The sequence below is a fragment of the Arthrospiribacter ruber genome (assembly GCF_019343195.1).
GTDB classification, from domain to species: Bacteria; Bacteroidota; Bacteroidia; order Cytophagales; family Cyclobacteriaceae; genus Arthrospiribacter; species Arthrospiribacter ruber.
Window position 1 is genome coordinate 39,659 of sequence record NZ_RPHB01000010.1, and the last position, 24,399, is coordinate 64,057.

General features: G+C 39.9%; 26 protein-coding genes. 17 read left to right on the forward strand and 9 right to left on the reverse strand.

The window, feature by feature from the left end; genetic code table 11:
* Nucleotides 1–87 precede the first annotated feature (87 nt).
* From EGN73_RS19005 to EGN73_RS19020, 4 genes are all read right to left on the reverse strand, one after another.
* A complete protein-coding gene (locus EGN73_RS19005; RefSeq protein WP_219293307.1) occupies nt 88–831 on the reverse strand; it encodes an NIPSNAP family protein in 744 nt (247 codons plus the stop codon).
* A complete protein-coding gene (locus EGN73_RS19010; protein WP_219293309.1) occupies nt 828–1,217 on the reverse strand; it encodes a transmembrane 220 family protein in 390 nt (129 codons plus the stop codon). Before EGN73_RS19010 ends, EGN73_RS19005 begins: the two co-directional genes overlap by 4 nt.
* A gap of 106 nt (nt 1,218–1,323) precedes the next feature.
* Entirely contained in the window at nt 1,324–2,259 is a 936-nt protein-coding gene (locus tag EGN73_RS19015; RefSeq protein WP_219293311.1) for a hypothetical protein, read from the reverse strand.
* 73 nt (nt 2,260–2,332) lie between these two features.
* On the reverse strand, nt 2,333–3,235 hold the full coding sequence (locus EGN73_RS19020; RefSeq protein ID WP_219293313.1) for a mechanosensitive ion channel family protein: 903 nt from the start codon (nt 3,233–3,235) through the stop codon (nt 2,333–2,335).
* A gap of 159 nt (nt 3,236–3,394) precedes the next feature.
* Between EGN73_RS19020 and EGN73_RS19025 the strand changes: the two genes are divergently transcribed.
* The 4 genes from EGN73_RS19025 to EGN73_RS19040 all read left to right on the forward strand — a co-directional run bounded on the left by EGN73_RS19025 (nt 3,395) and on the right by EGN73_RS19040 (nt 8,058).
* Nucleotides 3,395–4,936, forward strand: coding sequence for a bifunctional GNAT family N-acetyltransferase/carbon-nitrogen hydrolase family protein (locus tag EGN73_RS19025; protein ID WP_219293315.1), 1,542 nt, complete (start codon nt 3,395–3,397; stop codon nt 4,934–4,936).
* A gap of 1 nt (nt 4,937) precedes the next feature.
* A complete protein-coding gene (locus EGN73_RS19030; protein WP_219293317.1) occupies nt 4,938–5,489 on the forward strand; it encodes a KdsC family phosphatase in 552 nt (183 codons plus the stop codon).
* Nucleotides 5,486–6,337, forward strand: coding sequence for a 3-deoxy-8-phosphooctulonate synthase (kdsA, locus tag EGN73_RS19035; protein ID WP_219293319.1), 852 nt, complete (start codon nt 5,486–5,488; stop codon nt 6,335–6,337). The genes EGN73_RS19030 and kdsA overlap by 4 nt, the downstream gene beginning before the upstream one ends.
* 125 nt (nt 6,338–6,462) lie before the next feature.
* On the forward strand, nt 6,463–8,058 hold the full coding sequence (locus EGN73_RS19040; protein WP_246611669.1) for a L,D-transpeptidase family protein: 1,596 nt from the start codon (nt 6,463–6,465) through the stop codon (nt 8,056–8,058).
* On the opposite strand, the gene EGN73_RS19045 is transcribed toward EGN73_RS19040, so the two are convergent.
* Nucleotides 8,055–8,756, reverse strand: a complete 702-nt coding sequence (locus EGN73_RS19045; protein ID WP_219293323.1) for a murein L,D-transpeptidase catalytic domain family protein — start codon at nt 8,754–8,756, stop codon at nt 8,055–8,057. The genes EGN73_RS19040 and EGN73_RS19045 overlap by 4 nt on opposite strands.
* A 270-nt stretch (nt 8,757–9,026) precedes the next feature.
* Between EGN73_RS19045 and EGN73_RS19050 the strand changes: the two genes are divergently transcribed.
* From EGN73_RS19050 to EGN73_RS19105, 12 genes are all read left to right on the forward strand, one after another.
* Nucleotides 9,027–9,437, forward strand: coding sequence for a 6-pyruvoyl trahydropterin synthase family protein (locus tag EGN73_RS19050; RefSeq protein WP_219293325.1), 411 nt, complete (start codon nt 9,027–9,029; stop codon nt 9,435–9,437).
* Nucleotides 9,397–10,092, forward strand: a complete 696-nt coding sequence (folE, locus tag EGN73_RS19055; RefSeq protein ID WP_219293326.1) for a GTP cyclohydrolase I FolE — start codon at nt 9,397–9,399, stop codon at nt 10,090–10,092. Before EGN73_RS19050 ends, folE begins: the two co-directional genes overlap by 41 nt.
* Before the next feature lie 158 nt (nt 10,093–10,250).
* A complete protein-coding gene (locus EGN73_RS19060) occupies nt 10,251–10,931 on the forward strand; it encodes an SDR family NAD(P)-dependent oxidoreductase (RefSeq protein WP_219293327.1) in 681 nt (226 codons plus the stop codon).
* Between the two features lie 101 nt (nt 10,932–11,032).
* Nucleotides 11,033–11,296 carry a hypothetical protein gene (locus EGN73_RS19065; protein ID WP_219293328.1) on the forward strand — a complete coding sequence of 88 codons (264 nt, stop codon included), beginning with the start codon at nt 11,033–11,035 and terminating at the stop codon, nt 11,294–11,296.
* A gap of 20 nt (nt 11,297–11,316) precedes the next feature.
* Nucleotides 11,317–11,760, forward strand: a complete 444-nt coding sequence (locus EGN73_RS19070) for a hypothetical protein (RefSeq protein ID WP_219293329.1) — start codon at nt 11,317–11,319, stop codon at nt 11,758–11,760.
* Nucleotides 11,757–12,386, forward strand: coding sequence for a flavin reductase family protein (locus EGN73_RS19075; RefSeq protein WP_219293330.1), 630 nt, complete (start codon nt 11,757–11,759; stop codon nt 12,384–12,386). The genes EGN73_RS19070 and EGN73_RS19075 overlap by 4 nt, the downstream gene beginning before the upstream one ends.
* Nucleotides 12,386–13,393: a ligase-associated DNA damage response exonuclease gene (locus tag EGN73_RS19080; RefSeq protein ID WP_219293331.1), complete on the forward strand. Its 1,008-nt coding sequence runs from the start codon at nt 12,386–12,388 to the stop codon at nt 13,391–13,393. Before EGN73_RS19075 ends, EGN73_RS19080 begins: the two co-directional genes overlap by 1 nt.
* A 275-nt stretch (nt 13,394–13,668) precedes the next feature.
* On the forward strand, nt 13,669–15,198 hold the full coding sequence (gene guaA, locus EGN73_RS19085; RefSeq protein ID WP_219293332.1) for a glutamine-hydrolyzing GMP synthase: 1,530 nt from the start codon (nt 13,669–13,671) through the stop codon (nt 15,196–15,198).
* A 131-nt stretch (nt 15,199–15,329) separates the two neighbouring features.
* Nucleotides 15,330–16,979, forward strand: a complete 1,650-nt coding sequence (locus EGN73_RS19090; RefSeq protein WP_219293333.1) for an ABC transporter substrate-binding protein — start codon at nt 15,330–15,332, stop codon at nt 16,977–16,979.
* A 171-nt stretch (nt 16,980–17,150) separates the two neighbouring features.
* On the forward strand, nt 17,151–18,443 hold the full coding sequence (hemL, locus tag EGN73_RS19095; protein WP_219293335.1) for a glutamate-1-semialdehyde 2,1-aminomutase: 1,293 nt from the start codon (nt 17,151–17,153) through the stop codon (nt 18,441–18,443).
* Between the two features lie 12 nt (nt 18,444–18,455).
* Entirely contained in the window at nt 18,456–18,806 is a 351-nt protein-coding gene (locus EGN73_RS19100; RefSeq protein WP_219293337.1) for a Spx/MgsR family RNA polymerase-binding regulatory protein, read from the forward strand.
* A 138-nt stretch (nt 18,807–18,944) separates the two neighbouring features.
* A complete protein-coding gene (locus tag EGN73_RS19105) occupies nt 18,945–20,135 on the forward strand; it encodes a hypothetical protein (protein WP_219293339.1) in 1,191 nt (396 codons plus the stop codon).
* 26 nt (nt 20,136–20,161) lie between these two features.
* On the opposite strand, the gene EGN73_RS19110 is transcribed toward EGN73_RS19105, so the two are convergent.
* Nucleotides 20,162–21,115 (reverse strand): NAD-dependent epimerase/dehydratase family protein, encoded by a 954-nt coding sequence (locus tag EGN73_RS19110; protein ID WP_219293341.1) that lies wholly within the window; start codon nt 21,113–21,115, stop codon nt 20,162–20,164.
* A gap of 143 nt (nt 21,116–21,258) precedes the next feature.
* Here EGN73_RS19110 and kbl point away from each other — a divergent pair, with 143 nt between their 5' ends.
* Nucleotides 21,259–22,455: a glycine C-acetyltransferase gene (gene kbl, locus EGN73_RS19115; RefSeq protein WP_219293343.1), complete on the forward strand. Its 1,197-nt coding sequence runs from the start codon at nt 21,259–21,261 to the stop codon at nt 22,453–22,455.
* A 407-nt stretch (nt 22,456–22,862) separates the two neighbouring features.
* Here the strand turns inward: kbl and EGN73_RS19120 are convergent, their stop codons facing one another.
* The 3 genes from EGN73_RS19120 to gcvH form a co-directional block, all read right to left on the reverse strand.
* The gene (locus EGN73_RS19120; protein ID WP_219293345.1) at nt 22,863–23,537 is read right to left on the reverse strand and encodes an energy transducer TonB; all 675 of its coding nucleotides are present in this window, start codon (nt 23,535–23,537) and stop codon (nt 22,863–22,865) included.
* Nucleotides 23,538–23,606: 69 nt separating this feature from the next.
* Nucleotides 23,607–23,993: a VanZ family protein gene (locus tag EGN73_RS19125; protein WP_343207144.1), complete on the reverse strand. Its 387-nt coding sequence runs from the start codon at nt 23,991–23,993 to the stop codon at nt 23,607–23,609.
* On the reverse strand, nt 23,994–24,371 hold the full coding sequence (gene gcvH, locus EGN73_RS19130; protein ID WP_219293347.1) for a glycine cleavage system protein GcvH: 378 nt from the start codon (nt 24,369–24,371) through the stop codon (nt 23,994–23,996).
* Nucleotides 24,372–24,399: the final 28 nt, after the last annotated feature.

The following is a 24,399-nucleotide window of genomic DNA, read 5'->3' on the forward strand; positions in this document are numbered from 1 at the left end:
GTTTGGTTGTGTATGAGTGCCCTGGGGTCTGGGAAAGGGAAAAACGCTTAATCGCAAATTCAATATTTTTTGGAAGAATAAATCAGCTTACTTTAAGGGAGAAAAACCCAGAGGTTTAAAATAAACTGACTCTATCTTTTCGACTATTTTTCCGTCTTTTTCCGAATCATCCCGGACCTTGACCCACTCAGGATCTTTGCCGAATTCCGAGAATGATTTTTTACCGGCCTCTTCAGAATCATGGGCCAAAAGGTAGACCAGACGGCTTTGATTTCCTTCTTTTTCATCTGTATACCAATACGCAATATTGGTCATTCCATGATTTTCAAAGAGTTTTCTGGTGTGGTCCCGAAATCTTTTATGGATGTTTTCTACTTTTCCGGGCAGCATATAGTAAGTCCTCAATTCAAATACTTTACCGCTTTCTGGTAGCATCAGTACACCTTGGGGGCTGAGTTCTTTGTCTATATTCATGAAAGTCTGCGTAACTTTTGCGACCAAGGGCCCATTTTCTTCAGAGGCTTCCCGGGCCTGATTCCATTCAGGATCACTTCCGAAACTTGCCCATGAAGCATCACGTGCAGCTCTGTCAGGATATCCAAGAATGAAGGTGAGGTATTCAGGATTATCCCCTAGAGGAAGAAAGTAGGCTACATTTTCAATTCCATGTTTTTCAAAAAGCTTCAGCGTATGGTTCTCAAATCGGTCTACTAGATCTTGCATCTTCCCCTCGTGCACGGTGTATTGTCTCATTTCAAAAAATTGACTTTCTTGGGCATGACAGAATAATGAACACATTATGGCTGTGATAATAAACAGTGATTTTTTCATAGTTTTTGGCTTTGAGTTTTTTGTTTTTTCCAACCTAAGAAAGCAGAGAAAGATAGTACGGCTGCCACAATCAACAAGCCAAATGTTTCTCTAGCCTCTTCAGATTCTTGGGTTTTCATAGTAAGGTCTTTTTGTTCCATTTCATAACTGACCCATTCGGTCACTGAATCCGGGAAAAAATAAATGGCACCGATAATACAGGCAATAATGGCAATAGAAAGTGGTATCAAGGGATGCTTGCCTTTGACTGCCAAAGCAGAAAACAAAGCCGCACCAATATAAATTGGAGCCCAGATCTCTGGGTCAGGGTCATTTAGCTGCCAATAGGCAAAAAGGAGAAAAGCAAAGAACCAAAATACAAAAAAGTACTTTGAGAAATTTTTCATAGGTTTTCGGGTTTGTGATTGAGAATTTGAAGATAAAAAAATAAGTATCAAAATAGTGCAAAAATCCCTGATTGGTTTCTTCTTTTGCGTAGCGGTAGTATAGTAATTACCAGAATCTGAATCTTTTTTCGTAAATCCTATTTCGGAAGATCCAGTTGTCCCAGATGTCCTGTGATAAATAGAGCTCAACCCCTACATTGATACTGAGGTAGCCATCATATCTTTCTGTAAGTCCTGACCCTCTTCTTACCCTGCCATTGTTTCTTAGGATTTTGTCCACGTCGGGTTCTCCGTTTTCACGGATAAAATCCGGGTTCCTTATGGCCAGCCTCAACCTGTCCGGATTAGGGCCTTCACCGTTAGTACCGTAGTCCCTTACCAAGTCCAGGTAAAATTCACTTACATTGAAGGCTGAGATATCATCCATATAATCTGTCAGGGTCCATCTGTAGTTAATTTCCAGAAAGAGATCTGCCCAGACATTGGCTTTGTACTTCATTCCTATGCCTGTCGGAAATACGATAATGTATTTATTGTAAGGATTGTTTTCTACTTGCAAAGGGCGTAAAGGCACCCATTCCCCTCTCAGCCTGGCTTCGGGATCATTGGTAGAAATTCCTACTCCTGCGAAAGCATAAAAGTTGAGAAAGTCTCTGGTAATGTTGTATTGACGTACTGGCTTCAGATATATTTCACCAATGGCAGATGCTTCCCAGTTGCGTGCTCTGAAGTGTAAGTTTCTAGGCTGCCTAAGGCTTCGTGGATCTGCCGGAGGGTCTTGACCTGAAATTTCATAATAGGTGCCTTCCACTCTTGCCTTGATATGTGTGCCCAAGACCCTCCTTACCGCAAAATTTACATTCCAGTCCGGCTGTATGCCTTCATTGTATTTCCATAGCGAATAAAGTTCTCCAAAATATTGAGTAGGACCAGCTGAGGCAGAAATTGACCAAGGGGTTTCAAAGCGATATCTGTAAAAGCTTTGGGAAGCCACTTCCAAAGAAAGCAGCGCAAAAATCAACGAAAATATTACCCTTTTCATCCCTTGGAAATTAAGGCATAAGGTCCGGGTGAATTAAATGGAACAAATGCGCAATAAAGAAATGGAAAAAAGATCAATTATTCAATTTTTCTGCTCCGGATATGATATGTATATCTCTCTGAGGGAATGGGATTTCTATATTTTCCTCCCCAAACCTTCTGAATATTTCGAAATAAAGCTGGCTTTTCAGTACCCTGGGCTTGTTGACATATTCACTGGTCCATACCCTGAGAATGAAATTGAGGCTGCTGTCGTCAAATTCATCAAAAAGAACATCTGGGGCTGGAGTCTTTAGAATATGCTCGTTTTGATCTGCTACTTCAAGTAAGATTTTCTTTACCTTTTCCGGATTTTCTTTGTAAGACACCCCTACTGGAAAATTGAATCTAACTTTCCGGTCATTATGTGACCAGTTGATCACCTGGCTATCAATAAACTGGGAGTTCGGTATGATGACACTTATATTGTCATTGGTGACCACTGTTGTTGACCTTGCCGAAATCTTGATTACATCCCCATTGATGTCTCCCACCTCAATTCTGTCTCCAATCTTTATTGGTTGCTCAAACAAGATGATTAACCCACTTATGAAGTTATTGGTGATGTTTTGGAGACCAAAACCAATACCTACACCCAATGCACCTGCCAGAATTCCAAATGCACTAAGATCAATGCCATTGGTCTGCATGATCGAAAATAACCCAGCAATGACCAGGATATATTTCACAATGATTCCAACGGACTGCCTAGTTCCACGCTCAATTCTGTATCTTTTCAATACTCTGTTGACCAAAACCCTTCTGATCCATTCTGAAAGTAAAAAAAGTATGGTGACAGAAATGATCAAGGTAATTAATAAGCCAATGGTAAGGCTGGAATCTCCGATTGAAAAAAGCTTGACACTCATCAGGTCATTGAAAAATTCCAAAAACTCCCCTATTTTTCCCTTCTTAAAATCCCAAAATTGCTCTCCCATAAGTATTGAATTCCTATTAGTAGCTTTAAATTTAAACTTTCTGGAGATTATTTAATCCCTTGGCTAAATAATTGTTTGAAAAACAGTATATAGTTTCGTTTGTTGACCTTAAGAAGATGGTTTTAAAATTATTGTTTGAATTTTGGTTAATTTTGTGTCATGAGTAAGCAAAGAGAAGAATTAGATCATAGACTAAAGCTAAGAAATATCAAGTTGTCCGATTATGAGGATATCAGGGAAATAATGGTATCTATTTACAAGGATCAAGGAGGTGCCTGGACCAAGCAGGAACTCAAAAATCAGCTCAAGGCCTTTCCGGAAGGGCAGATTTGTATAGAAGATAATGGAAAAGTAGTAGCCGCGGCCCTCAGTCTTATTGTGGATTATTCCAAGTTTGGAGACAATCATACTTATGATCAAATTACCGGATATGGGAAATTTGATACCCATGATGACAATGGAGACACCCTGTATGGCACTGATGTTTTTGTGGATAAGGAATACAGAGGGATGAGATTGGGAAGAAGGCTGTATGATGCGAGAAAGGAACTCTGTGAAAACCTCAACCTCCGATCAATTATTGCAGGAGGTAGGATTCCGGGCTATTCCAAATATTTTGATCAAATGACTCCGAGAAAGTACATTGATCAAGTTAAAAGCAAGGAGATATTTGATCCTGTTTTGTCTTTTCAGTTGGCCAATGAATTTCACGTACGGAAGGTAATCACCAAATACCTGCCGGAAGATACTGACTCAAGGGCGTATGCGACACTTTTGGAGTGGATCAATATTTATTACGAAAAGGACGAAAAACTGATAGGTAATAAAAAGTCAATCGTAAGACTTGGTCTGGTCCAGTGGAAAATGAGGAGATTCAATAGTGTGGATGACCTGATGCAGCAAGTAGAATTTTTTGTAGATACCGTTTCGGGTTATAAGTCAGACTTTTGTCTTTTACCGGAATTTTTTAATGCACCTCTTTTGGCTGAATTTAATGACATGGATGCTTCCGAAGCTATCAGGAATCTTGCGGATTACACAGATGAAATTATCAGCAGGATGAGTGATCTCGCACTTTCATACAATGTCAATATCATTGCCGGAAGTATGCCTGAATATGACGGAAAAAAGTTGAGAAATGTCAGCTACCTTTGCCGTAGAGATGGTACTATAGACAAGCAATACAAACTTCATATCACCCCTGACGAGCAAGCTTATTGGGGACTACAGGGCGGTAATGGTATTAAAGTTTTTGATACGGATGCCGGTAAAATAGGTATTCTGATTTGTTATGACGTAGAGTTTCCTGAATTAGGAAGGATTCTGGCCGAACAGGAAATGGATATTCTATTCGTACCTTTCTGGACAGATACCAAAAACGCATTTCTTAGGGTGAATACCTGTGCTAAGGCCAGGGCAGTGGAAAACGAATGCTATGTGGCAATTACCGGCTCTGTTGGTAACTTGCCAAGGGTGGAAAACATGGATATACAATATTCTCAGTCTGCAATTTATTCTCCCTCGGATTTTTCCTTTCCTCATGACGCCACTGTGGCACAAGCTGCTGAGAATGCAGAAACCACCATTGTAGCAGATGTGGATTTGGATTTATTGACCAAGCAAAGAAAAGCAGGAAGTGTGCGAAACCTAGAGCAGAGGAGATTGGATCTATACTCCGTTCAATGGAAGAAAAAGAAATAAGATGTTGGAATATTTTACAGGCCTAAATCCTGAAATAAAAGAAAAGGCAGAGAAGATCAAGCTCCTGGTGACCGATGTAGATGGAGTGCTGACTGACAGCGGAATCATTTATGACAATTCGGGAATGGAGTACAAGAGATTCAATGCCAAAGATGGTTTTGTGGTTCACCCATTGAAAAAAAATGGGATTTTGGTAGGAGCAATTAGCGGCAGAAAATCCAAAGTTGTGGAAGATAGGTTTGAAGAATTGAAATTTGACTTTCACTATCATGGGATATGGGACAAGGATAAAAAACTCAGGGAGATCTTAGAAGTTCTGGAAATATCCTATGATGAAGTAGCTTACATAGGAGACGACCTAATAGATTTACCATTGCTCAAAAAAGTGGGTTTTTCGATTTGTCCGGCTGATACTTTTGATTACGTCAAGAATGAAGTTGATTTTGTGTCTTCCAAGCAGGGGGGGCATGGTGTATTCAGGGAAGTAGGAGATCTGATTTTGGAATCCAAGGGCTTACTCCAAATGGTCATAGATAAATATGCCGATAAATGAACCTCGATAGATTTTCTCAATCAGTGGACATATCTCAAGAAATTAAAATCGGTGCAGGTTTACCAGTGATTTTTTCAGGGCCATGTGTCATCGAAAATGAAGAACTTTGTATAGATGTAGCAGGCAAGCTAAAGGCCATTTGTGATAAACAGGGAATGCACTATGTTTTCAAAGCCTCTTTGGACAAAGCCAATAGGACTTCTGTTGGTTCTTTCCGTAGCTTGGGCTGGGAAAAGGGACTGGAAATTCTTTCCAGAGTGAAGAATGAGATAGGAGTTCCGATAGTAACAGATGTCCATGAAACCCATCAAGTGGAGGAAGCTTCCAAGGTAGTAGACGTGATTCAGATCCCGGCATTCCTATGCCGCCAAACAGATCTGTTGCTTGAAGCCGGTAAATCAGGTAAAGCAGTGAAAATCAAAAAAGGCCAGTTTATGGCGGCTTCTGACATGAAGTATGCTGTGGATAAGGTGAAATCCACCGGCAATGAAAAAGTGATTTTGACAGAAAGAGGGAATAGCTTTGGCTACCATGAATTGGTGGTTGATATGAGAAATCTTGCAACTATGAGGGACTTCTGCCCGGTAGTTTTTGATGTGACCCATAGTGTGCAGCGTCCAGGTGCTCAAGGAGGGAGCAGTGGAGGAGATAGAAAAATGATTCCTTTTTTGGCCAGAGCTGCCGCAGCTGCCGGAGTGGATGGCTTTTTTATAGAAACCCATCCAGAACCTGCTAATGCGCTAAGTGATGGGCCTAATATGGTTCCATTGCATAGAATGAATGATTTTTTGGCTATGTTAATGGATTTCTGGACAACGAATAATAATTACAGAGACTTTGAAATCTAGTAGGATACTTGTAATATGTTGAGGTAATTCAGCATGATCCAATGGCCAGATGTTCTAAAATTCTTTTTATTACCATATTCATTTTTTGTAATTCTTTATGCTACGCAAATGAAGTTCCGACTGAGTTGCCCGAATTGATCCGTAGTCTGATAGAAAAGGATCATCCTGAGCAGGTCAGACTAGTAAGAGGACAAAAACTCTTCAGTTCCGTTGTACTTAATAGGTTCTATACGCTTAGAGAATTTAATGCTGCTTGGAGCAGTGGGGGTAAACTTTTGGAAATAGCCTATGAAATGCGCTACGAAATCCATCAGGCCAAATTTGATGGTCTTCAGCCAGAAGACTACCATTTGGAAGCGATCAATGAGCTTTTTAGTCGACTGGAGAATGACCAAAAATTGGGGAATCAACCGGATTCGATTTTGTTGGCTGGAGCTGATGTCCTGCTTTCTGATGCATTTATGATGCTTGCATCACATTTGAGTATGGGGAAGGTAGACCCCGAAGCCCTTAAGACGGTTTGGAATATTCAGAGAAATATGCCTGAGCTTGAGTTTGACGTCAGGTTACAGGAGGCTTTGCAGGATGGTGGACTGAGGAAAACAATTGAATCTTTTTACCCTTCTTTTTCTATTTACAAAAAAATGCGGGACGGTTTGAGGCATATGTTTGACTATGAGGCTAAATTTTTACAGTCTAAACTCGGAAAATGGAAAAGCATAAAGGCCGATAAATCCATCAAGTTAGGTGAAAGTCACAATTCCTTGCCAGAAATCAGAAAGAGACTCCATTTTTGGGGTTTTTTGGATGATTTTGAATCAGAAGAAAAGGTTTATGATCAGCTCACCGAAAATGGTATCAAACAGCTTCAGGTTCGCCATGGAATGGAACCGGATGGAGTGATCGGTCAGGGTACTCTTCATGCACTTAATCAAAGCCCTTCAGACCTGATAGCCCAAGCTTCTGTCAATCTTGAAAGGCTAAGGTGGCTTCCTGATGATATCAAAGATAGGGAGTTGATCTTGGTGAATACAGCCAATTTCCAGCTGGACTACATTCAGAGTAGAGACACTTTACTGACTTCTAGGGTCATTGTAGGAAAGACTTATCATTCCACTCCACAGTTCAGTGCGGAGATGTCTTACATTGTTTTCAGCCCTACTTGGACTGTACCTGTATCCATCACCCGAGGGGAAATCATACCTGCAGCCAAAAAAGATCCGGAATATTTCAGGAAGAAAAATATGAAATTATTGACTTCCACAGGCAGGGAGGTGGACCCATCATCAATAGATTGGAGTAAGGTAAATCCCCGAGAGTTTCCTTACACAGTAAGGCAGGAACCTGGAGAGCAAAATTCATTGGGATTGGTGAAATTTATGTTTCCCAATAAGTACAGCGTATACATTCACGACACTCCTTCCAGAAGCCTCTTTGTAAGAGAAGACAGGGCTTTGAGTCATGGTTGTATCAGAATTCAAAAACCTTTTGAACTTGCCAAAGTGCTCCTTTCTTATGATTCCCAATGGACGGATGACCAGATTCGGATTGCCATGAAGCAGGATAGGGAAAGGACGGTAATGCTCAACAGGAAGATTCCCGTAGTCATTCTGTATCTGACGTATTGGTCTGATTCAAAAGGAAAGCTTTTTTACCGTAGAGATATTTATTCCAGAGACAATGAAATTTTTGTAGCACTAAAGCAGCCAAGAAAAAATTAACCTTTCAAAATCTTGGAAGCAGCAGGGTATTCAGGATCATTGGCAAAGATGAAAAGGCATGATTTTTCTTTTACCAAATCTATAAATTTTGTTGAACTGTCAGTTGGAAGGGCGGGACATCCTAGGCTTCTTCCCAGACGTCCTGTTTTTTCGATAAAATCAGCATTGGCATAAGTTGCACCATGGACCACAATAGCTCTCTCCCTCGCTTTATCGTTAATCCCAAGCTCTATACCATCCAGACGAAGGGAATAGCCATGTTTGCCTTGATAAGTCTCTGCAGTGACAAAAAAACCTAAGCTGCTTTGAAATGAAGAGGGGGCATTTGAAAACTTTTCTGCATGTAGATCACCTGAGTTTTTTCCATGACTTACATATTCATGAAATATTATTTCACCTGAGGCAGGAGCAATGACCCACAATCTTTTTTGTGTAGAAGGAAGAGAATAGTCGATTATAGTCAAAGGAGCATTCTTACTTATTATTTCACTTGAGATCATGGCTTGATACCCTTCAAAAGCAAGCTGAAGTGCGCTTAACTGTGGTAAAGCTGTGTCTTTGGCTGTATTTTTGGAGATTAGCAGATCTAGGTAACCTGAGTTATTGCTGCTTGACAACTCTTCCTCAACGCTAATTGATAAAGTGTTATTATGATAAAGGTTTAGGAAAAAACAAAACAGAATTAGGGTGATCCGCATAAAGTTTTTTTACTTTGACCTCAAATAAAGCTTTCTGATTAAGGAATTGCAAATCAAATCGTTAGGAAGGCAAGAATTTTGGGTTTAAATGGAAGGATTTGGCCAATATTTAAATTGGAACTGTTTGAGAAACAATTCATGTTATGCAGTCTGAATTGTCGATAAATTATTCTGATGTGTTGTGTGTTCAAAATCAGTTGATCATTGATTTTGTTTAAAGAAAAAATATAAAAATTAAACAAAAAATCCTTTCTTAGGGTTTGTTAGATAATGAAAGTAGCAGTATATAGAAAAGAGCATTTTAATGCCGCCCATAGATTACACAACCCTTCTTGGTCTGACGAAAAAAACAAGCAAGTTTTTGGAAAATGCAATAACCCGAATTATCATGGACACAATTATGAATTGATTGTCAAATTGATAGGGCCGGTAGATGCAGATACAGGATATGTTTATGACATGAAAATCCTCAGCGATCTGATCAAAGACAACGTTTTGAATAGATTTGATCATAAAAATCTGAATTTGGATACCAAAGAATTCAAAAATATCAACCCTACTGCGGAAAATATTGCGGTGGTTATTTGGAATATTCTAAGAGAAAAAATTGATAATAAATTTGAGTTAATCATACGACTATATGAAACAGAAAGAAACTTTGTTGAATACGATGGGAATTAATCTGACCCACGACATAGACGAAATCGGAGATGAACATATTGGAACTTCTCATGATACTCCACTAAGAGAGGATGCCTTTGAGATGGATGATGAACTTAAAATGGAGTTGATAGAGAAGCACTTCAAAGAAATCATGCATGTTTTAGGTCTGGATCTTTCAGATGATAGCTTGAAAGGTACTCCTAGAAGAGTGGCCAAGATGTACATCAAAGAGATTTTTAGCGGATTGGATCCAAAAAATAAACCAGACGTCAAACTCTTTGAGAATAAATATAAGTACAAAGAGATGTTGGTGGAAAAAGATATCACCTTCTTTTCCAATTGCGAGCACCATTTCGTTCCTATTTATGGCAAAGCTCATGTGGCCTACATTTCAAATGGCAATGTAATTGGACTTTCCAAAATCAATAGAATTGTACAGTATTTTGCCAAACGTCCACAAGTTCAGGAAAGGCTGACTATGCAGATCGGTAATGAGTTAAAGGAGATTCTAGGCACAGAAGACGTGGCAGTTGTGATAGACGCGCATCACATGTGTGTGTCAAGCAGAGGCATTCAGGATGTAAATAGCAGTACGGTTACTTCTTTTTACAGCGGTAAGTTTGAAACTGATGAAAATTCCAAGGCTGAGTTTATGAAATATATCAGCTTGTAACATTAAATTGAAAAGTAAACCAACAGAAAGTCAGGCTAAAAAGTCTGGCTTTTTTTATGTTTGATTCTTCATACTTTTTTTGGATTTTTTTTAGAAATCAGTGCCCAATGTGACAAACAATTATGCTCCCAATTTGATTTTATACTTAAAGAAAAGTTATGAAAAATAAGAATATAATAGTCATAGGAGGGAATTCCGGTATAGGTAAAGCTTTGGTAGAAAATCTTCAAAATGCAGGGGCCAATGTGTTCTCATTTTCAAGAAGTGCGGAAGGAGATCAAAAAATAGATGTCACATCAGAGGATGATTTCTCAGGTAAGTTTCCTGATCAAATTGATGGTTTGGTATATTGTCCCGGAACTATAAACCTTAAGCCATTTCACCGTTTTTCTTTAACTGACTTCCAGAATGATTTAGAAGTAAATTTTTTAGGAGCAGTAAAAGTTCTTCAAGCAGCTATGAAAGGTCTCAAAAAATCTGAATCAGCATCAGTAGTTCTTTTCAGTACGGTAGCCGTACAAGTTGGCTTGGGTTTTCACGCTTCTATAGCAAGTGCCAAAGGAGCTATTGAAGGACTCACAAGGTCATTGGCTGCGGAGTGGGCACCTAATAAAATCAGGGTGAATGCCATTGCGCCGTCTCTCACAGAGACCCCGTTGGCTTCTCAATTATTAGGGACAGAGGAAAAAAAAGCTGCCTCTGACAAAAGGCATCCTCTAGGAAGATATGGTCAGCCTGAAGACATTGCTTCTGCGGCTATGTACTTATTAGGATCAGATTCAGCTTGGATGACTGGTCAGATATTGCATGTGGATGGCGGGATGTCTTCGGTAAAATGAAAAAAAGTAAAAAAACATTCCGCTTGTATCTTAAACAATTGAACTCAAAATTGTGTAGTATTAGTATGGGTATAGTCCCAAGAGTTTAAAGTACGATTATTATGAGGACTCCACCGGAATCATTTTTGATTTTCAAGGAAGAATTGGAAAAGGCGAAGCTTGAGAAAGAGCGCCTGAAAAGAGAATATGAGGCCAAATTGGCTGATATGAACAAAGAATTGTCCAGGTTAAAAGAGCAGATTCAGTCACAACAAGAGCTGATTAAGACAACCCTGGACTATGCGATTCGTTTAGAAGAAAATCTAGGGAGCTTTAAAGAGGAAGTTTCCAATGGTAAGAACACCAAAAACCGTTCATTTCATTAACCAATCTATCATAGCGTGTCATGAATACCACTGCAAATGCAATAGAATCCAATAATTTCGAAATGCTTTTTGAGGCCAGATATGCCAAAGTCTACTCCAACCTGGAAAAAGGTACGATTATTTGTGAATTGTTGGCAGATTATATTCCTATTGATGATTTTAAGGAAACTTTTAATCAAATTACTTCCATAGTAGAGAATGGGAAATATGAAAAGTTTATTTTTGATAAAAGGTCATTAAGAGCCTTCCATCAGCCAAGTATGGAATGGTACTTTTTACATTGGAAAAACAAAATGCTTGATCAAGGAATAACCAAGCATAGAAAGATTCTTCCGGAGGAAAAGTGGTTCGAAAAAATGGTAATGATAGCAAAGGAGCAAATCATGAAAAACAATCCGGAAAATATCATTGACCGATTGGATATCAAATATTGTAACTCCATTGAAGAAGCGATATTGATATGATCAGACATTTTGACAAAGCCTCCATTTTGGAGGCTGAATCATTTTTTAGAAGAGACCTGATCAATTCTCTTTCAGGTTACAAAAGTCTCAACCTGATTGGGACAAAAAATAAAATCGGCACAACCAACCTCTCGCCCTTCAGCCAGGTTTTTCATATTGGTGCTACACCACCTACAGTAGGAGTTTTGTTCAGGCCGCACACTGTAGAGAGGCACACACTGGAAAATATCCTCGAAACCGGTTTTTTTACTCTAAATCATGTCACAGAGGAATTTTACAAAGAAGCCCATCAGACAGCGGCCAGGTACGAAGAATCTGAGTTTGAGGCGGTGGGATTAAAGGAAGTATACTTTGATAACTTTTTTGCTCCATTCGTAGCATCCAGTCCGGTAAAAGTTGCCTGTAGTCTGTTAGAGTCCATTACTCTTCAAGTCAATGAGACAGTTTTGGTAGTAGGAAGCATTGAGCATGTATATGTAGAAGACAAAGGGCTGAACGCAGATGGTTCACTCGATCTTGAAAAATTAGGCACCGTCACCTGTTCAGGTTTGGATACCTATTACCTTGGGAAAAAATTGGCAAGGCTAAGCTATCCCAAACCTGGAAAACCATTACAGGAAATCTGATGTCGCTGCTAGAACTGACACCTGCAGGCCTGTATTGTAGCAAAGCCGACTTGTACATTGATCCATGGAGGCCGGTCAACAAAGCAGTTATTACGCATGCGCATGCAGACCATTCCCGCTGGGGAATGAAGCATTACTTAGCGCATCACTTGTCCAAAGAAGTGATGAAGCTCCGGCTTGGAGAGGATATTTCTATTGAAACAGTGGATTATGGAAAGCATTTTTTGGAAAATGGAGTTAAAATCTCACTTCATCCAGCAGGACATATTCCGGGATCTGCTATGGTCAGGTTGGAGTATAAAGGAGAAATAGCAGTCATTAGCGGGGATTACAAAACAGAAAATGATGCTTTAAGTACACCATTTGAGCCAGTGAAGTGCCATGAATTTGTTTCGGAATGCACCTTTGGGTTGCCGATATACAAATGGGAACCACAGGAAAAGATTTTTGAAGCCATGAATTTTTGGTGGAGTATAAATGCAGAAAAAGAGTTTAACTCAGTGGTCTTTGCCTACTCCTTGGGCAAGGCCCAGAGGATTTTGGCCAACTTGGATTATTCCATTGGTGCAGTATATGCTCATGGAGCCATTTGGAACACCAATCAGGCACTTCTGAAAAGTGGACTGGAAATTCCGGATATCCCAAAAGTGACACAAGAAATTCCTAAATCAGCATTTCAGGGGGCTTTGATTATCGCTCCACCTTCCGCAATGGGGACACCTTGGATGAAGAAATTTTCCCCGTATCGCACCGCTATTTGTTCTGGTTGGATGAATGTCAGAGGTGCCAGAAGAAGGCGTGCGGCTGATGCAGGCTTTGTTTTGTCGGATCATGCTGATTGGGAAGGGTTGATCACTGCCATAAAAGCTTCGGAGGCCGAAAAGGTTTACCTCACTCATGGTAGTACGGCTGTTTTTGGAAGGTATCTGGAAGAAGTAGAAAAAATTCAGGCAGTGGCATTGGAAACACTTTTTGAAGGGGAAAACAGTAACTTAGAGGATAATTAAGAGCTTTTTGGTATTTTTCCCATGATGCATGTTGGTTCAGTCCTAGAGAAGCCGATCAATGCGGGTTTAAGGGGTATACAAGTCTTTTTGACGAACTTATTCCCAGTCTATTTGAGTAAGGTTTTACCCAAAGCGACATTGAGCTGATGCTCATCCTCAACCCAAGAAAGGCGTTTAGGGTCAGGATTGATTGAGTTTGAATTTGGAAGGCAAAATAATCTTCTGAATTTTTCGGCAATCCTTTTTCCTTTTAGGATGCCTATGTACCTTTGCGCATGGCAGAACAGATACTCATCCTAGATTTTGGTTCCCAATACACACAGTTGATTGCCCGCAGGGTAAGGGAACTTAATGTTTATTGCGAAATCCACCCCTACAACAATGTTCCTGAAATCACCCCGGATATTAAAGGGATTATCCTTTCAGGAAGTCCCTGTTCGGTGAGAGATGAAGGCTCTCCAGATCTTGATTTGGATGCATTAAGGGGCAAATTGCCCATATTAGGCGTTTGTTATGGGTCTCAACTTTTGGCACAAAAATATGGAGGAGAAGTGCTTCCTTCTGAAATAAGAGAATATGGAAGGGCAAATCTTGATCACATAGACCTACATTATGATCTTTTGAAAGAAATGACTCATGGTTCACAGGTCTGGATGTCTCATGGTGACACGATAAAAACGTTGCCCGTTGGCTTTGATGTGATTGCGAGTACTACTTCTGTGAAGGTGGCTGCTTTCAAAATTCAGAATGAAGAGACATATGGGATACAGTTTCATCCTGAAGTAACCCATTCCTTGGAAGGGAAAAACTTGCTCAGAAACTTCGTAGTGGGTATCTGTGGATGTGCTCAGGACTGGACTTCTGACATGTTTATCGACAATACGGTCGCAGAGCTAAAAGCTAAAATCGGATCAGATAAGGTTGTAATGGGACTTTCAGGAGGGGTGGATTCCTCAGTGGCTGCTACCTTGATCCACAGAGCCATTGGCGAAAACCTTACTTGCGTTTTTGTGGACAATGGGTTACTTAGGAAAAACGAATATGAAGAAGTATTGGAGTCTTATAAGACTTTGGGCCTGAATGTAATTGGAGTAGATGCCAAACAGCGTTTTTATGTAGCCTTGGCGGGGATTTCTGATCCGGAAACAAAAAGAAAGGCTATAGGCAGGGTGTTTATAGAAGTTTTTGATGACGAAGCACATAAGATCGATGGTGTGAAATGGCTCGGGCAGGGAACCATTTATCCTGATGTCATAGAGTCCGTCTCAGTCAAAGGTCCTTCGGCTACCATCAAGTCCCACCACAACGTGGGCGGACTGCCTGATTTTATGAAGCTTTCTGTAGTGGAGCCTCTCAATACCCTTTTCAAAGATGAAGTGAGAGAAGTAGGACGGGCACTTGAGATACCGGAAACCATCATAGGAAGACACCCTTTCCCCGGACCGGGTCTGGCAATCAGGATTTTGGGGGATATCACGGAAGAAAAAGTCAAAACCCTCCAAGAAGTAGATGCCATTTTTATCCAAGGGCTAAAAAATCACGGATTGTATGACCAAGTGTGGCAGGCAGGAGCAATATTGCTTCCGATCCAATCTGTAGGAGTGATGGGAGATGAGCGGACTTATGAAAGGGTTGTGGCACTGAGGGCAGTAGGATCTGTAGATGGGATGACAGCGGATTGGATCCATTTGCCCTATGAATTCCTGGGCAAAATGTCCAATGAGATCATCAATAGGGTAAAGGGCGTCAATAGAGTAGTCTATGACATATCGTCCAAGCCACCGGCTACCATAGAATGGGAATAAGATATCTAAAAGAATGGAATCGATGCCACCTCTTGTAGGTGGCATTTTTCTTTTCTTTTGGCAAGAAATGGGTTAAATTCGAGGCCTTGTTTAAGGAACGGAATTTGCCCTAGTAATAGAAAAAATTATTTATGAAACGAGTTTTCCTTCTTCTCCTCTTTTTAGTCTCATTTTTTGCGAGCAGTTCAGCCCAAGATAAACTGAGTGAATACAAAAGAGCCAAGACATTGATTGGTTACGGCAATTACAAGGATGCTATGGATTTGCTTCAACCTTTTTTGGATAAAAGCAGCTTTGGCCAGCTTTCCAATTATGCCAGCTATCACTATGCATTTGCGGCATATCAGAATGGGCAATTTGAATTGACAAGAAATACACTTCAGCCTTTGGTAGAGCGAAGAGCTTGGAACAAATCAGAAGATGCAAAATACCTCTTGGCACTGTCATACTTTCAGGAAAAGAAATACAAAGAAGCCTTGGAAACTGCATCTTCCATAAGCGATTCTAAGCTCAGGCAGGAGGTGGCCAACGCCAGTTTTGAGTTTTTGAAGGACGCACCCCTTGACTTTTTGATGGGAAACGTGAAAAAATTCAATGATAACTCCGGGTACATGCTGGCCTTGAAATCTCAATTGGATAGAAAAACCATTTTTTCTTCTGAAGAAAGGGAAGTGTATGCTGAAATTAACCGTTCCGGAGACATAGGCTCCCTAGTTGATAAAAATGGAGAGGTTTTGGATATCGCCCTAGTGTTGCCTTTCAACTACTCAGGAGCAAGTGGCGTAAGAAATCTCGGCTCAGGAAACTTTGTCTTTGAACTCTATCGGGGGATTCTGCTTGGGGTGGAAGAATTGAGAAAAAATGGAGTCAAAGTAAATTTAAAAACTTTTGATACCGCCCGTGACAATGAAAAGGTGGAAAGCATACTCAATGATCCCTTCCTTAGACAGGCAGATGTGATTGTTGGTCCTATATACCCTGAGGAAGTAGAAATTGTGAGTAATTTTGCTGAAACCAGTAAAATTCCTTTCATCAATCCACTTTCCAATGTAGATGACAAACTGCAGGGAATGCAATATGCATATCTTTTCCGTCCTTCAGTAAGTGCCATCACCGATGGTGTGGTAGAGTTTGCCAGAAAAAATATCCCAGGTAAAAAGATTGCCTTGGCATATTCTTCAGCCTTGAGAGACGAGACACTTGCTAAGCAAATCCAAGAAGAGGGGAGGAAGTTTGGCTTTGATATCATCAGGTCTGAAAATGTGAATGGAAGATCAGTGATAGATTTTTTCAAAAACCTACATCTTAATGGCGAAAATAATTCCTCTGCAGACCTGGTAATCCTTCTGACAGATGATCCCAATATAGGATCTTCAGCTTTGGGTTTTTTGGAATCCCAGAATATCAGCACACCGATTCTGGTGATGGACAGCTGGCTGTATTTTAATTTTGCCAATTTTGAAATGATAAAGGCAGAAAACTTCCACTTTATTGGGAACAATACCCTCAGACTTGGAGACAAAAGAGTGACTTCATTCAGAGATAAGTATTATAGTAATTATACCGCCTACCCCACATTCAATACCCACTTAGGGTATGAACTTGCTCAGTGGATAGGTAGCGCTATCAATAGCAAAGACGGCTTTGACCTTAGAGCAAATTTGGACAAAAAGGGATTTTGGGATGGAGTGGTTACTTACGGATTGGATTTCAAAAACAGTTCAAGCAATAAGTTTGTTCCTGTGTTAAAACTGGAAAAAGGAAAGGTAGAAATCAAATAATTTTGCTTCACTGAAGACTTAACTTAAGTCCCACCATCATTTGTCTACCACCTTTTAAAACGACTAAGTTTCACTTGACCCAAAGAATCAGATTAAATAATTCAGAGAAGGGATTTTTCCTTTCCCAATCATAAAGATCAATTCAAAAAATATAATATAAAGATTTAATTCATGCAGATTACCCAAAGTAAATCCTTGTTTGAAAAGGCGAAAAACTATATCCCAGGGGGAGTCAATTCTCCTGTAAGGGCTTTCCGTGCAGTAGGAGGTGACCCGATATTTATCAAAAAAGCTGACGGGGCTTTTATTTACGACGAAGATGATAATGCCTATATAGAGCTGATCAACAGCTGGGGTCCCATGATTTTGGGACACAATCATCCGATGATCCGGGAGGCTGTAATCAAAGCAATGGAAAATGGAACTTCTTTTGGAGCTCCTACAGCAAGGGAGGTGGAAATTGCAGAACTGATCGTTGCTATGGTGCCTTCTGTTGAAAAAGTAAGGATGGTAAATTCCGGTACAGAAGCTACCATGTCTGCCATCAGGGTTGCCAGAGGTTTTACGGGAAGAGATAAATTCATCAAGATGGAAGGTCATTACCATGGACATGGTGATTCTTTTTTGATTTCAGCAGGATCAGGTGCGGTTACTATGGGAAATCCGGATTCGCCTGGCGTGACCAAAGGCACAGCTAAGGACACACTTTTGGCCCCATATAATGATCTTGAGGCTATAGAAAAGTTGGTTACGGCCAACAAAGGGGAAATTGCAGCCTTGATATTGGAGCCTGTACCAGGAAACATGGGGCTAGTTATTCCAAAAGAAGGCTATCTTGAAGGATTAAGAAAAATCTGTGACAGAGAGGGGATAGTTCTTATCTTTGATGAAGTGATGACTGGTTTTAGGCTATCCAAAGGGGGAGCCCAGGAATTGTTCGGTGTCACTCCTGATATGACCACTCTAGGAAAAATAATCGGAGGAGGTATGCCGGTGGGTGCTTATGGAGGCAAAAAGGAGATTATGGAATTTGTTTCCCCAGCGGGACCTGTTTATCAAGCCGGAACATTATCCGGTAATCCCATTGCAATGGCAGCCGGACTTACCATGCTCAACTATCTCAATGAACATGATGAAGTATATACTCAACTCAATCAAATAGGGGATAAGATTGTTGCTGGGATCAGATCCAGCCTTGAAGGACTGGGACTGGATTATACCGTGAACCATCTTGGTAGTATGTATAGCCTGTTCTTTACCAATTCGAAAGTTACGGACTTTGCATCTGCCAAGCATTCTGATACTGCTCTCTTTGGTAAATATTTTCAATCTATGCTTCGTCAGGGGGTGTATCTTGCTCCCAGTCAATTCGAAAGTTTATTTCTTTCTACGGCTCTTTCAGATCAGCTTATTGGCAAGATATTGGAAGCTAATAATGTAGCGTTAAAAGAGATTCACCAATAAATAAGCATAAAAATGGAACTTAGGATATACGGCATCAAAAACTGTAATACCATGAAAAAGACCTTCGATTTTTTGAAAGAGAAGGGAGTGGATTACCATTTTACTGACTATAAAAAGGAAGCACCTGACGCAGAACTTTTGGTGAAATTCGCCGAAAAAGTAGGCTATGAAAAATTGATCAATAAAAAGGGCATGACTTACAGGAAGCTGACAGATGAGGAGAAATCAAGTCTGGAAAATGAAAAGGAAGGCTTAGCACTTTTAAGCAAGAAAAGCAGTATGATCAAAAGGCCCATTATAGAATTTCCTAATGGAGATTTGGTTTTGGGTTTTGATCCAGAGGCAATTGAAGCAAAAATGTAAGGAAAGGTTTACGGCAGCATCACAGTTATTGGTGCTGCCATATTTTTTTATTGAGGTACTTTTTGAATTAATATGACCCGTTTTGTCATATAAAACCAACTTTTTTCCACTAATGAGTACAACTGAATCTTTTATTATATGAAATTTTATACTTATTATCTTTCCCTTCTTTTGAGTGGAACATTGTTCATGTCAGGTTGTGATTCTGCAAAAACTGATTTGCCGATCAATCCTCACGCTGAAATTGAATTGGAATTGTTTGACTCTTTGGTTGTTGAAGAGTTTTCTATCATGTATATCAATGACATTAACTTGCAGTATGGCAAGGCGCTGATAGTTGATAAAAATAAAAATCTATTCTTGACTGACTTGAAAGGACAAATTATCCAATCTTTTGAACTGGCCAATGATGGTCCAAATGGAGTGGGAAGTACTGGAGCACAAGGCTATAAGTTTTTGGATGATAAAAGGTTTGTTGCTCAAGGTTTTCTCAATGGCTACTTTGTTTACGATTTAGAAGGAAATCAGATGATCAAAGCACCTTACAATACAGATAATCTTTTCCGGATCACTTTATACAGAGGTAGGACTACTTTTCATCCCTACTTGGAAAATGGGCAGATCATGGTTTTGGGTGAAGAGCTCAATTTCTTCACCAATGAAGAAATGGATCCTAAAGTGCATGGTTTAAATATCTATGAAGAGGTAAGTGGGGTTTTTAGATACAATTTGGAAACTACAGAAAATGAATTGTTGGAGACTTTTCCTCCCACATGGGAGCCTAGGGTAACTCAGCGTTATGTAGGAAATAGGATGTCATTTGTGGCATTACATGACAGTAAAGAATCCTACGCCTTGTTGCCCCAAGCTGGATCACAATTGTTTATATATGATATGGGGAATAAAAACAAACTAAGAGAAACCATAGAACTTAGCCATCCAAAAAGACCTGAAGTATTTCCAAGCATTTCTATGGATGATTCCAATGAAATCGAGAATCATCCTGTTTTCAGCAATTTACTTTATGCAGGAGAATATGCTTTGGTGCAATTCTTTACTAAGATTCCTGAGGATCAACTTAAAGCTTTTAAAGCAAAGTCAGAACAATATTTCAATTTACCGGAATATAAAGAAGCCTTCAGAAAATACGTTAAGCCCTATTACATATTAGTGAAGAATGGCCAGCAAATAGGTGTTATCAATGAACTCCCTGTGAATGGGAATATTGAGTTTTTGGATAAAGAAGGAGCAATCTATATCAATGACAATATCAGTCCGGAGGTAGAGAGAGATTACAACGTGTTCTATAAGCTGAAGATAAAAGAATAAAAGAGGCCTGCGCCTCTTTTTTATTTTTAGAAATTCACCAAATACTCAGGGAGGTTGGTCAAAATATCCGCCGTCATTTTTTCCAAATCGTAATCATGCTTCCAGCCCCAGTCTTCTCTCGATCTGCTATCATCTATGCTGTCCGGCCAGGAATCTGCTATAGCTTGCCTAAAGTCAGGTTCATAGCTTATGGTGAAGTCGGGATAATGTTTTTTGATGCTTTCGTAGATTTCTTTAGGAGAAAAGCTGATGGCCGCCAAATTATAACTTGACCTGATTTTTACTTTTTCCTTAGGGGCATGCATTAGGTCTAAGGTTGCTTTGATCGCATCAGGCATGTACATCATTGGCAAGTAGGAATCTTCCTTAAGGAAAGAAACAAAATGTTCTCCGGCAATGGCTTTATGGTAGATGTCTACTGCATAATCAGTAGTGCCCCCACCCGGCAGAGACTTGTAACCGATAAGACCTGGATACCTGAGACTTCGGACATCCACCCCAAATTTCTGGAAATAATATTCACACCACCTCTCTCCTGCTTGCTTGGAAATACCATATACCGTATTGGGCTCTTTTACACAATATTGAGGGGTATTGACTTTTGGGGTGTTGGGCCCAAATACTGCTATCGAAGAGGGCCAGTAGACTTTGTCCATGTTGAATTCTTTGGCCAGTTCCAATACGAACAGGAGGCTCTCCATATTGAGATGCCAGGCAAAGAGTGGTTTTTTTTCTCCTGTTGCAGAAAGTACAGCAGCCAAGTGATATATCTGCTTGACATTTTCTTCTTTGACCAGCTTTCTGACTTTTTCCTTATCCATGACATCCAGCACCTGAGTGCGGCAAAAATCAAATTTCTTAAGGTTATCAGGATTGATATCTGATGCGATGACATTGTCATTTCCGTAAATCCCCGCCAAAGCCAGTGATAATTCTGAACCAAGTTGCCCAGCAGAGCCGATAATAAGAATTCTTTCCATAAGATAAATTACACTTCCCGGGTCCAAAGGCCCATGAGCTTTTTTGATTATATTTGGGTTTGCGTGGGCAAAAATAGTGAAATCAATGAATGAATAACATTAATATTCCACAAGTGTTTTTATAATAAATCAGTCTAACAAATATGTACGATACTTTAAAACCCAAATTACAGCAAGAGTTAAAGGAAATTGAAGAAGCAGGTCTTTTTAAGAAGGAAAGGGTCATTACTTCTCCCCAGTCAGCAGAAATTACCATCTCAGGAGGTAAGAAAGTGTTGAATTTTTGTGCTAATAATTACCTGGGTCTTTCTTCGCATCCTAAGGTTATCGAAGCGGCAAAAAGTGCTATCGATTCACATGGTTTTGGGTTGTCTTCAGTCAGGTTTATCTGCGGTACGCAGGATATCCATAAAGAATTGGAAAGAAAGATATCCGAGTTTTTAGGGACAGAGGATACCATACTTTATGCAGCAGCATTTGATGCCAATGGCGGTGTGTTTGAGCCTATCTTCGGGCCGGAAGATGCTATCATCTCCGACGCGCTTAACCATGCCTCAATCATAGATGGAGTAAGGCTTTGTAAAGCTATGCGCTTTAGATATCAACATAATGATATGTATGATCTTGAAGCACAGCTAAAAGATGCGGATGCCAAAGGTGCGAAGCAAAAGATAATTGTGACAGATGGAGTATTTTCTATGGATGGTACTATTGCCCAATTGGATAAGATTGTAGCCTTAGCCGAAAAGTACAATGCGGTAGTAATGTCAGACGAATGCCATTCCACAGGATTTATGGGCAAGACAGGAAGAGGTGTCCACGAACATTGTGGTGTGATGGGGAAAATTGATATCATCACGGGAACATTAGGTAAAGCTCTTGGAGGGGCATCCGGTGGGTTTACTTCAGGAAGAAAGGAAATCATTGAGCTGTTGAGACAAAGGTCCCGGCCATACCTTTTTTCAAATACCTTGGCTCCCTCCATTACCGGAGCATCTATTGCTGTATTTGACCTGCTATCTGAGACCACAGAGCTTAGGGACAAGCTTGAAGAAAACACCAAGTATTTTAGAGCTAGAATGACTGAAGCAGGATTTGATATCAAGCCAGGGGAGCATGCAATTGTTCCTATTATGCTCTATGATGCAGTGCTTTCCCAAAAAATGGCCGAGAAGTTATTGGAAAAAGGAGTTTATGTGATTGGATTTTATTATCCAGTAGTGCCAAAGGGGCAGGCAAGAATAAGAGTACAGATTTCTGCCGGACATGATAGAAATCATTTGGATACTGCTATCAATGCTTTTATAGAGGTAGGTAAGGAATTGGGCATCATTAAATAGAAACCATTCTAGTTTTCTTTTATAAATGATAAAAGCCTGCTTGTCTTTAGACAGGCAGGATTTTTTGTATATGTGATTCAATGTCGTTTAGTTTAGGGTAACTTTTCCAAAGTTCAGATTTGTAAACAATGTTTGTTTTTACTTTTAACCCAACTTTGGAAAAGTTTAAATTCAACTTGTAGTCTTATCTAAACGACATTGATATGTGATTTCTGATTTTACCAGGCTCACTAAGTAGGGCTTGCTGAAAAAGTCTCAGGTATGCCAGATTTGAAGCGGGCAATTGAAAATGTATGCTTATACTTCGAATGAGCCCAATGAAGAAATATTGGGAAGGCAAGGGAAATAAATTTTTCAAGACATAAAAAAAGGGGCTAAAAGCCCCTTTAAGTATTGTAATTTGGAAGTTATCCAAGTTTGAATCTGATTGGAAGTCTCATCCTCACCCTCACTGGACGTCCCCTTTGTTTGCCAGGAGTCCATTTAGGAGCGTTGGATACTACTCGAAGAGCTTCTTCGTCGCATCCACCTCCGATACCTCTAAGGATTTCTACATCCTGAATGGAACCATCTGTATTTACTACGAAAACTACATAAACCGTACCTTCAATTCCCATCCTTCTGGCTTGGGTTGGGTACTTAAGGTTTTTGCTCAAATATTGATTCCAAGCTTCCATACCCCCTGGGAATTCCGGAGAGTTTTCCACTACGTCAAAGATTTCATCGGCTTTTTCTACCACTGGGGCATCAGCGATTACTACTTCTTTGATCACAGTTTCTTCTTTCACATCCAAGTCAAAGTTTACTTCGATTTTTTCTTCGATCTCTACTTCATCAGGGATTTCCTGAATGACCGGCTGCTCTACAGGTGGCGGTGGTGGTGGTGGCTGTTCGGTGATAGGAATATCCAGTAGTTCTTCGAAATCATCGGCTACCTGTCCTAAATCTTTCAAGCCCAAATCGTCATATGATTTGTATTCGAAAGCAAACAGAACCAACCCGACGCTAATCAGAAGACCTAGATTCAGGAACATTCCTGATTTTTTGGTCAAATCCGCCTTCGGCGTTTTTTTAGCTTCCATGGTTGTACTTTATAAAGGTTAATAAATTTTACTTTTTTAGAGATAACAATTGTAGCCATTTATTTTTATTTATACAAGTCTACTTTTTGTCTTGAATAAAATAATAAATGCTACAAAACCTGCCAATCCCCCCAATAAATTGGCTACTATATCGGCGTACTCAAAAGACCGATTGGGAATGTATTTCTGTAAATACTCCACTAAGATAGGAAAAATTATTGTAAATACTAACAAATTAGTCAATAATTTTCTCCAATTTATCTGATAATCAGCATTAATCGTTCCAACTCTGCACCATAAGAAGGTCAAAATGGAGAAGATGCCAAAGTGGACCAGTTTATCAGCATGTGGGAAACTCGGTGCTTTGGGCAGGTTGTTTCCGGGTGTCAAAAGGGCTATAATAACTATAATCAGCCAAATGATAGCCGGTAATATTCTGTGATTTGATAAATTCAATTATGCTCCTATCAGTTCTCCGTATTCCTCAGCAGTCAATAGATCGTCAGGGAGATCACCGCTAATTTTCACTTTGATCATCCAACCTTCCTCATAGGGAGATTCGTTGACCAGCTCAGGGGAAGATTCCAACTCGTCGTTGAATTCAAGTATTTCACCTTCCAAAGGCATAAATAAATCAGAAACGGTTTTGACGGCTTCTACAGTACCGAAAACTTCACCTGCAGCTATGGTGTCACCCACTGTCTCTACTTCCACGTAGACAATGTCTCCCAATTCTCTTTGTGCAAATTCAGTAATTCCGATAGTAGCTACACCATCTTCAATTTTTACCCACTCGTGGTCTTTGGTGTACTTTAGTTCTTGAGGCAAATTCATAAATTGAGCTTTTTTTAAGGTGGGTAAA

Excerpts from the sequence above, each read along its gene's own strand:
- EGN73_RS19005 (WP_219293307.1), bottom strand. The coding sequence starts at position 831 with ATGAAAAAATCACTGTTTATTATCACAGCCATAATGTGTTCATTATTC.
- EGN73_RS19010 (WP_219293309.1), bottom strand. The coding sequence starts at position 1,217 with ATGAAAAATTTCTCAAAGTACTTTTTTGTATTTTGGTTCTTTGCTTTT.
- EGN73_RS19015 (WP_219293311.1), bottom strand. The coding sequence starts at position 2,259 with ATGAAAAGGGTAATATTTTCGTTGATTTTTGCGCTGCTTTCTTTGGAA.
- EGN73_RS19020 (WP_219293313.1), bottom strand. The coding sequence starts at position 3,235 with ATGGGAGAGCAATTTTGGGATTTTAAGAAGGGAAAAATAGGGGAGTTT.
- EGN73_RS19025 (WP_219293315.1), top strand. The coding sequence starts at position 3,395 with ATGAGTAAGCAAAGAGAAGAATTAGATCATAGACTAAAGCTAAGAAAT.
- EGN73_RS19030 (WP_219293317.1), top strand. The coding sequence starts at position 4,938 with ATGTTGGAATATTTTACAGGCCTAAATCCTGAAATAAAAGAAAAGGCA.
- kdsA (WP_219293319.1), top strand. The coding sequence starts at position 5,486 with ATGAACCTCGATAGATTTTCTCAATCAGTGGACATATCTCAAGAAATT.
- EGN73_RS19045 (WP_219293323.1), bottom strand. The coding sequence starts at position 8,756 with ATGCGGATCACCCTAATTCTGTTTTGTTTTTTCCTAAACCTTTATCAT.
- EGN73_RS19050 (WP_219293325.1), top strand. The coding sequence starts at position 9,027 with ATGAAAGTAGCAGTATATAGAAAAGAGCATTTTAATGCCGCCCATAGA.
- folE (WP_219293326.1), top strand. The coding sequence starts at position 9,397 with ATGAAACAGAAAGAAACTTTGTTGAATACGATGGGAATTAATCTGACC.
- EGN73_RS19060 (WP_219293327.1), top strand. The coding sequence starts at position 10,251 with ATGAAAAATAAGAATATAATAGTCATAGGAGGGAATTCCGGTATAGGT.
- EGN73_RS19065 (WP_219293328.1), top strand. The coding sequence starts at position 11,033 with ATGAGGACTCCACCGGAATCATTTTTGATTTTCAAGGAAGAATTGGAA.
- EGN73_RS19070 (WP_219293329.1), top strand. The coding sequence starts at position 11,317 with ATGAATACCACTGCAAATGCAATAGAATCCAATAATTTCGAAATGCTT.
- EGN73_RS19075 (WP_219293330.1), top strand. The coding sequence starts at position 11,757 with ATGATCAGACATTTTGACAAAGCCTCCATTTTGGAGGCTGAATCATTT.
- EGN73_RS19080 (WP_219293331.1), top strand. The coding sequence starts at position 12,386 with ATGTCGCTGCTAGAACTGACACCTGCAGGCCTGTATTGTAGCAAAGCC.
- guaA (WP_219293332.1), top strand. The coding sequence starts at position 13,669 with ATGGCAGAACAGATACTCATCCTAGATTTTGGTTCCCAATACACACAG.
- EGN73_RS19090 (WP_219293333.1), top strand. The coding sequence starts at position 15,330 with ATGAAACGAGTTTTCCTTCTTCTCCTCTTTTTAGTCTCATTTTTTGCG.
- hemL (WP_219293335.1), top strand. The coding sequence starts at position 17,151 with ATGCAGATTACCCAAAGTAAATCCTTGTTTGAAAAGGCGAAAAACTAT.
- EGN73_RS19100 (WP_219293337.1), top strand. The coding sequence starts at position 18,456 with ATGGAACTTAGGATATACGGCATCAAAAACTGTAATACCATGAAAAAG.
- EGN73_RS19105 (WP_219293339.1), top strand. The coding sequence starts at position 18,945 with ATGAAATTTTATACTTATTATCTTTCCCTTCTTTTGAGTGGAACATTG.
- EGN73_RS19110 (WP_219293341.1), bottom strand. The coding sequence starts at position 21,115 with ATGGAAAGAATTCTTATTATCGGCTCTGCTGGGCAACTTGGTTCAGAA.
- kbl (WP_219293343.1), top strand. The coding sequence starts at position 21,259 with ATGTACGATACTTTAAAACCCAAATTACAGCAAGAGTTAAAGGAAATT.
- EGN73_RS19120 (WP_219293345.1), bottom strand. The coding sequence starts at position 23,537 with ATGGAAGCTAAAAAAACGCCGAAGGCGGATTTGACCAAAAAATCAGGA.
- gcvH (WP_219293347.1), bottom strand. The coding sequence starts at position 24,371 with ATGAATTTGCCTCAAGAACTAAAGTACACCAAAGACCACGAGTGGGTA.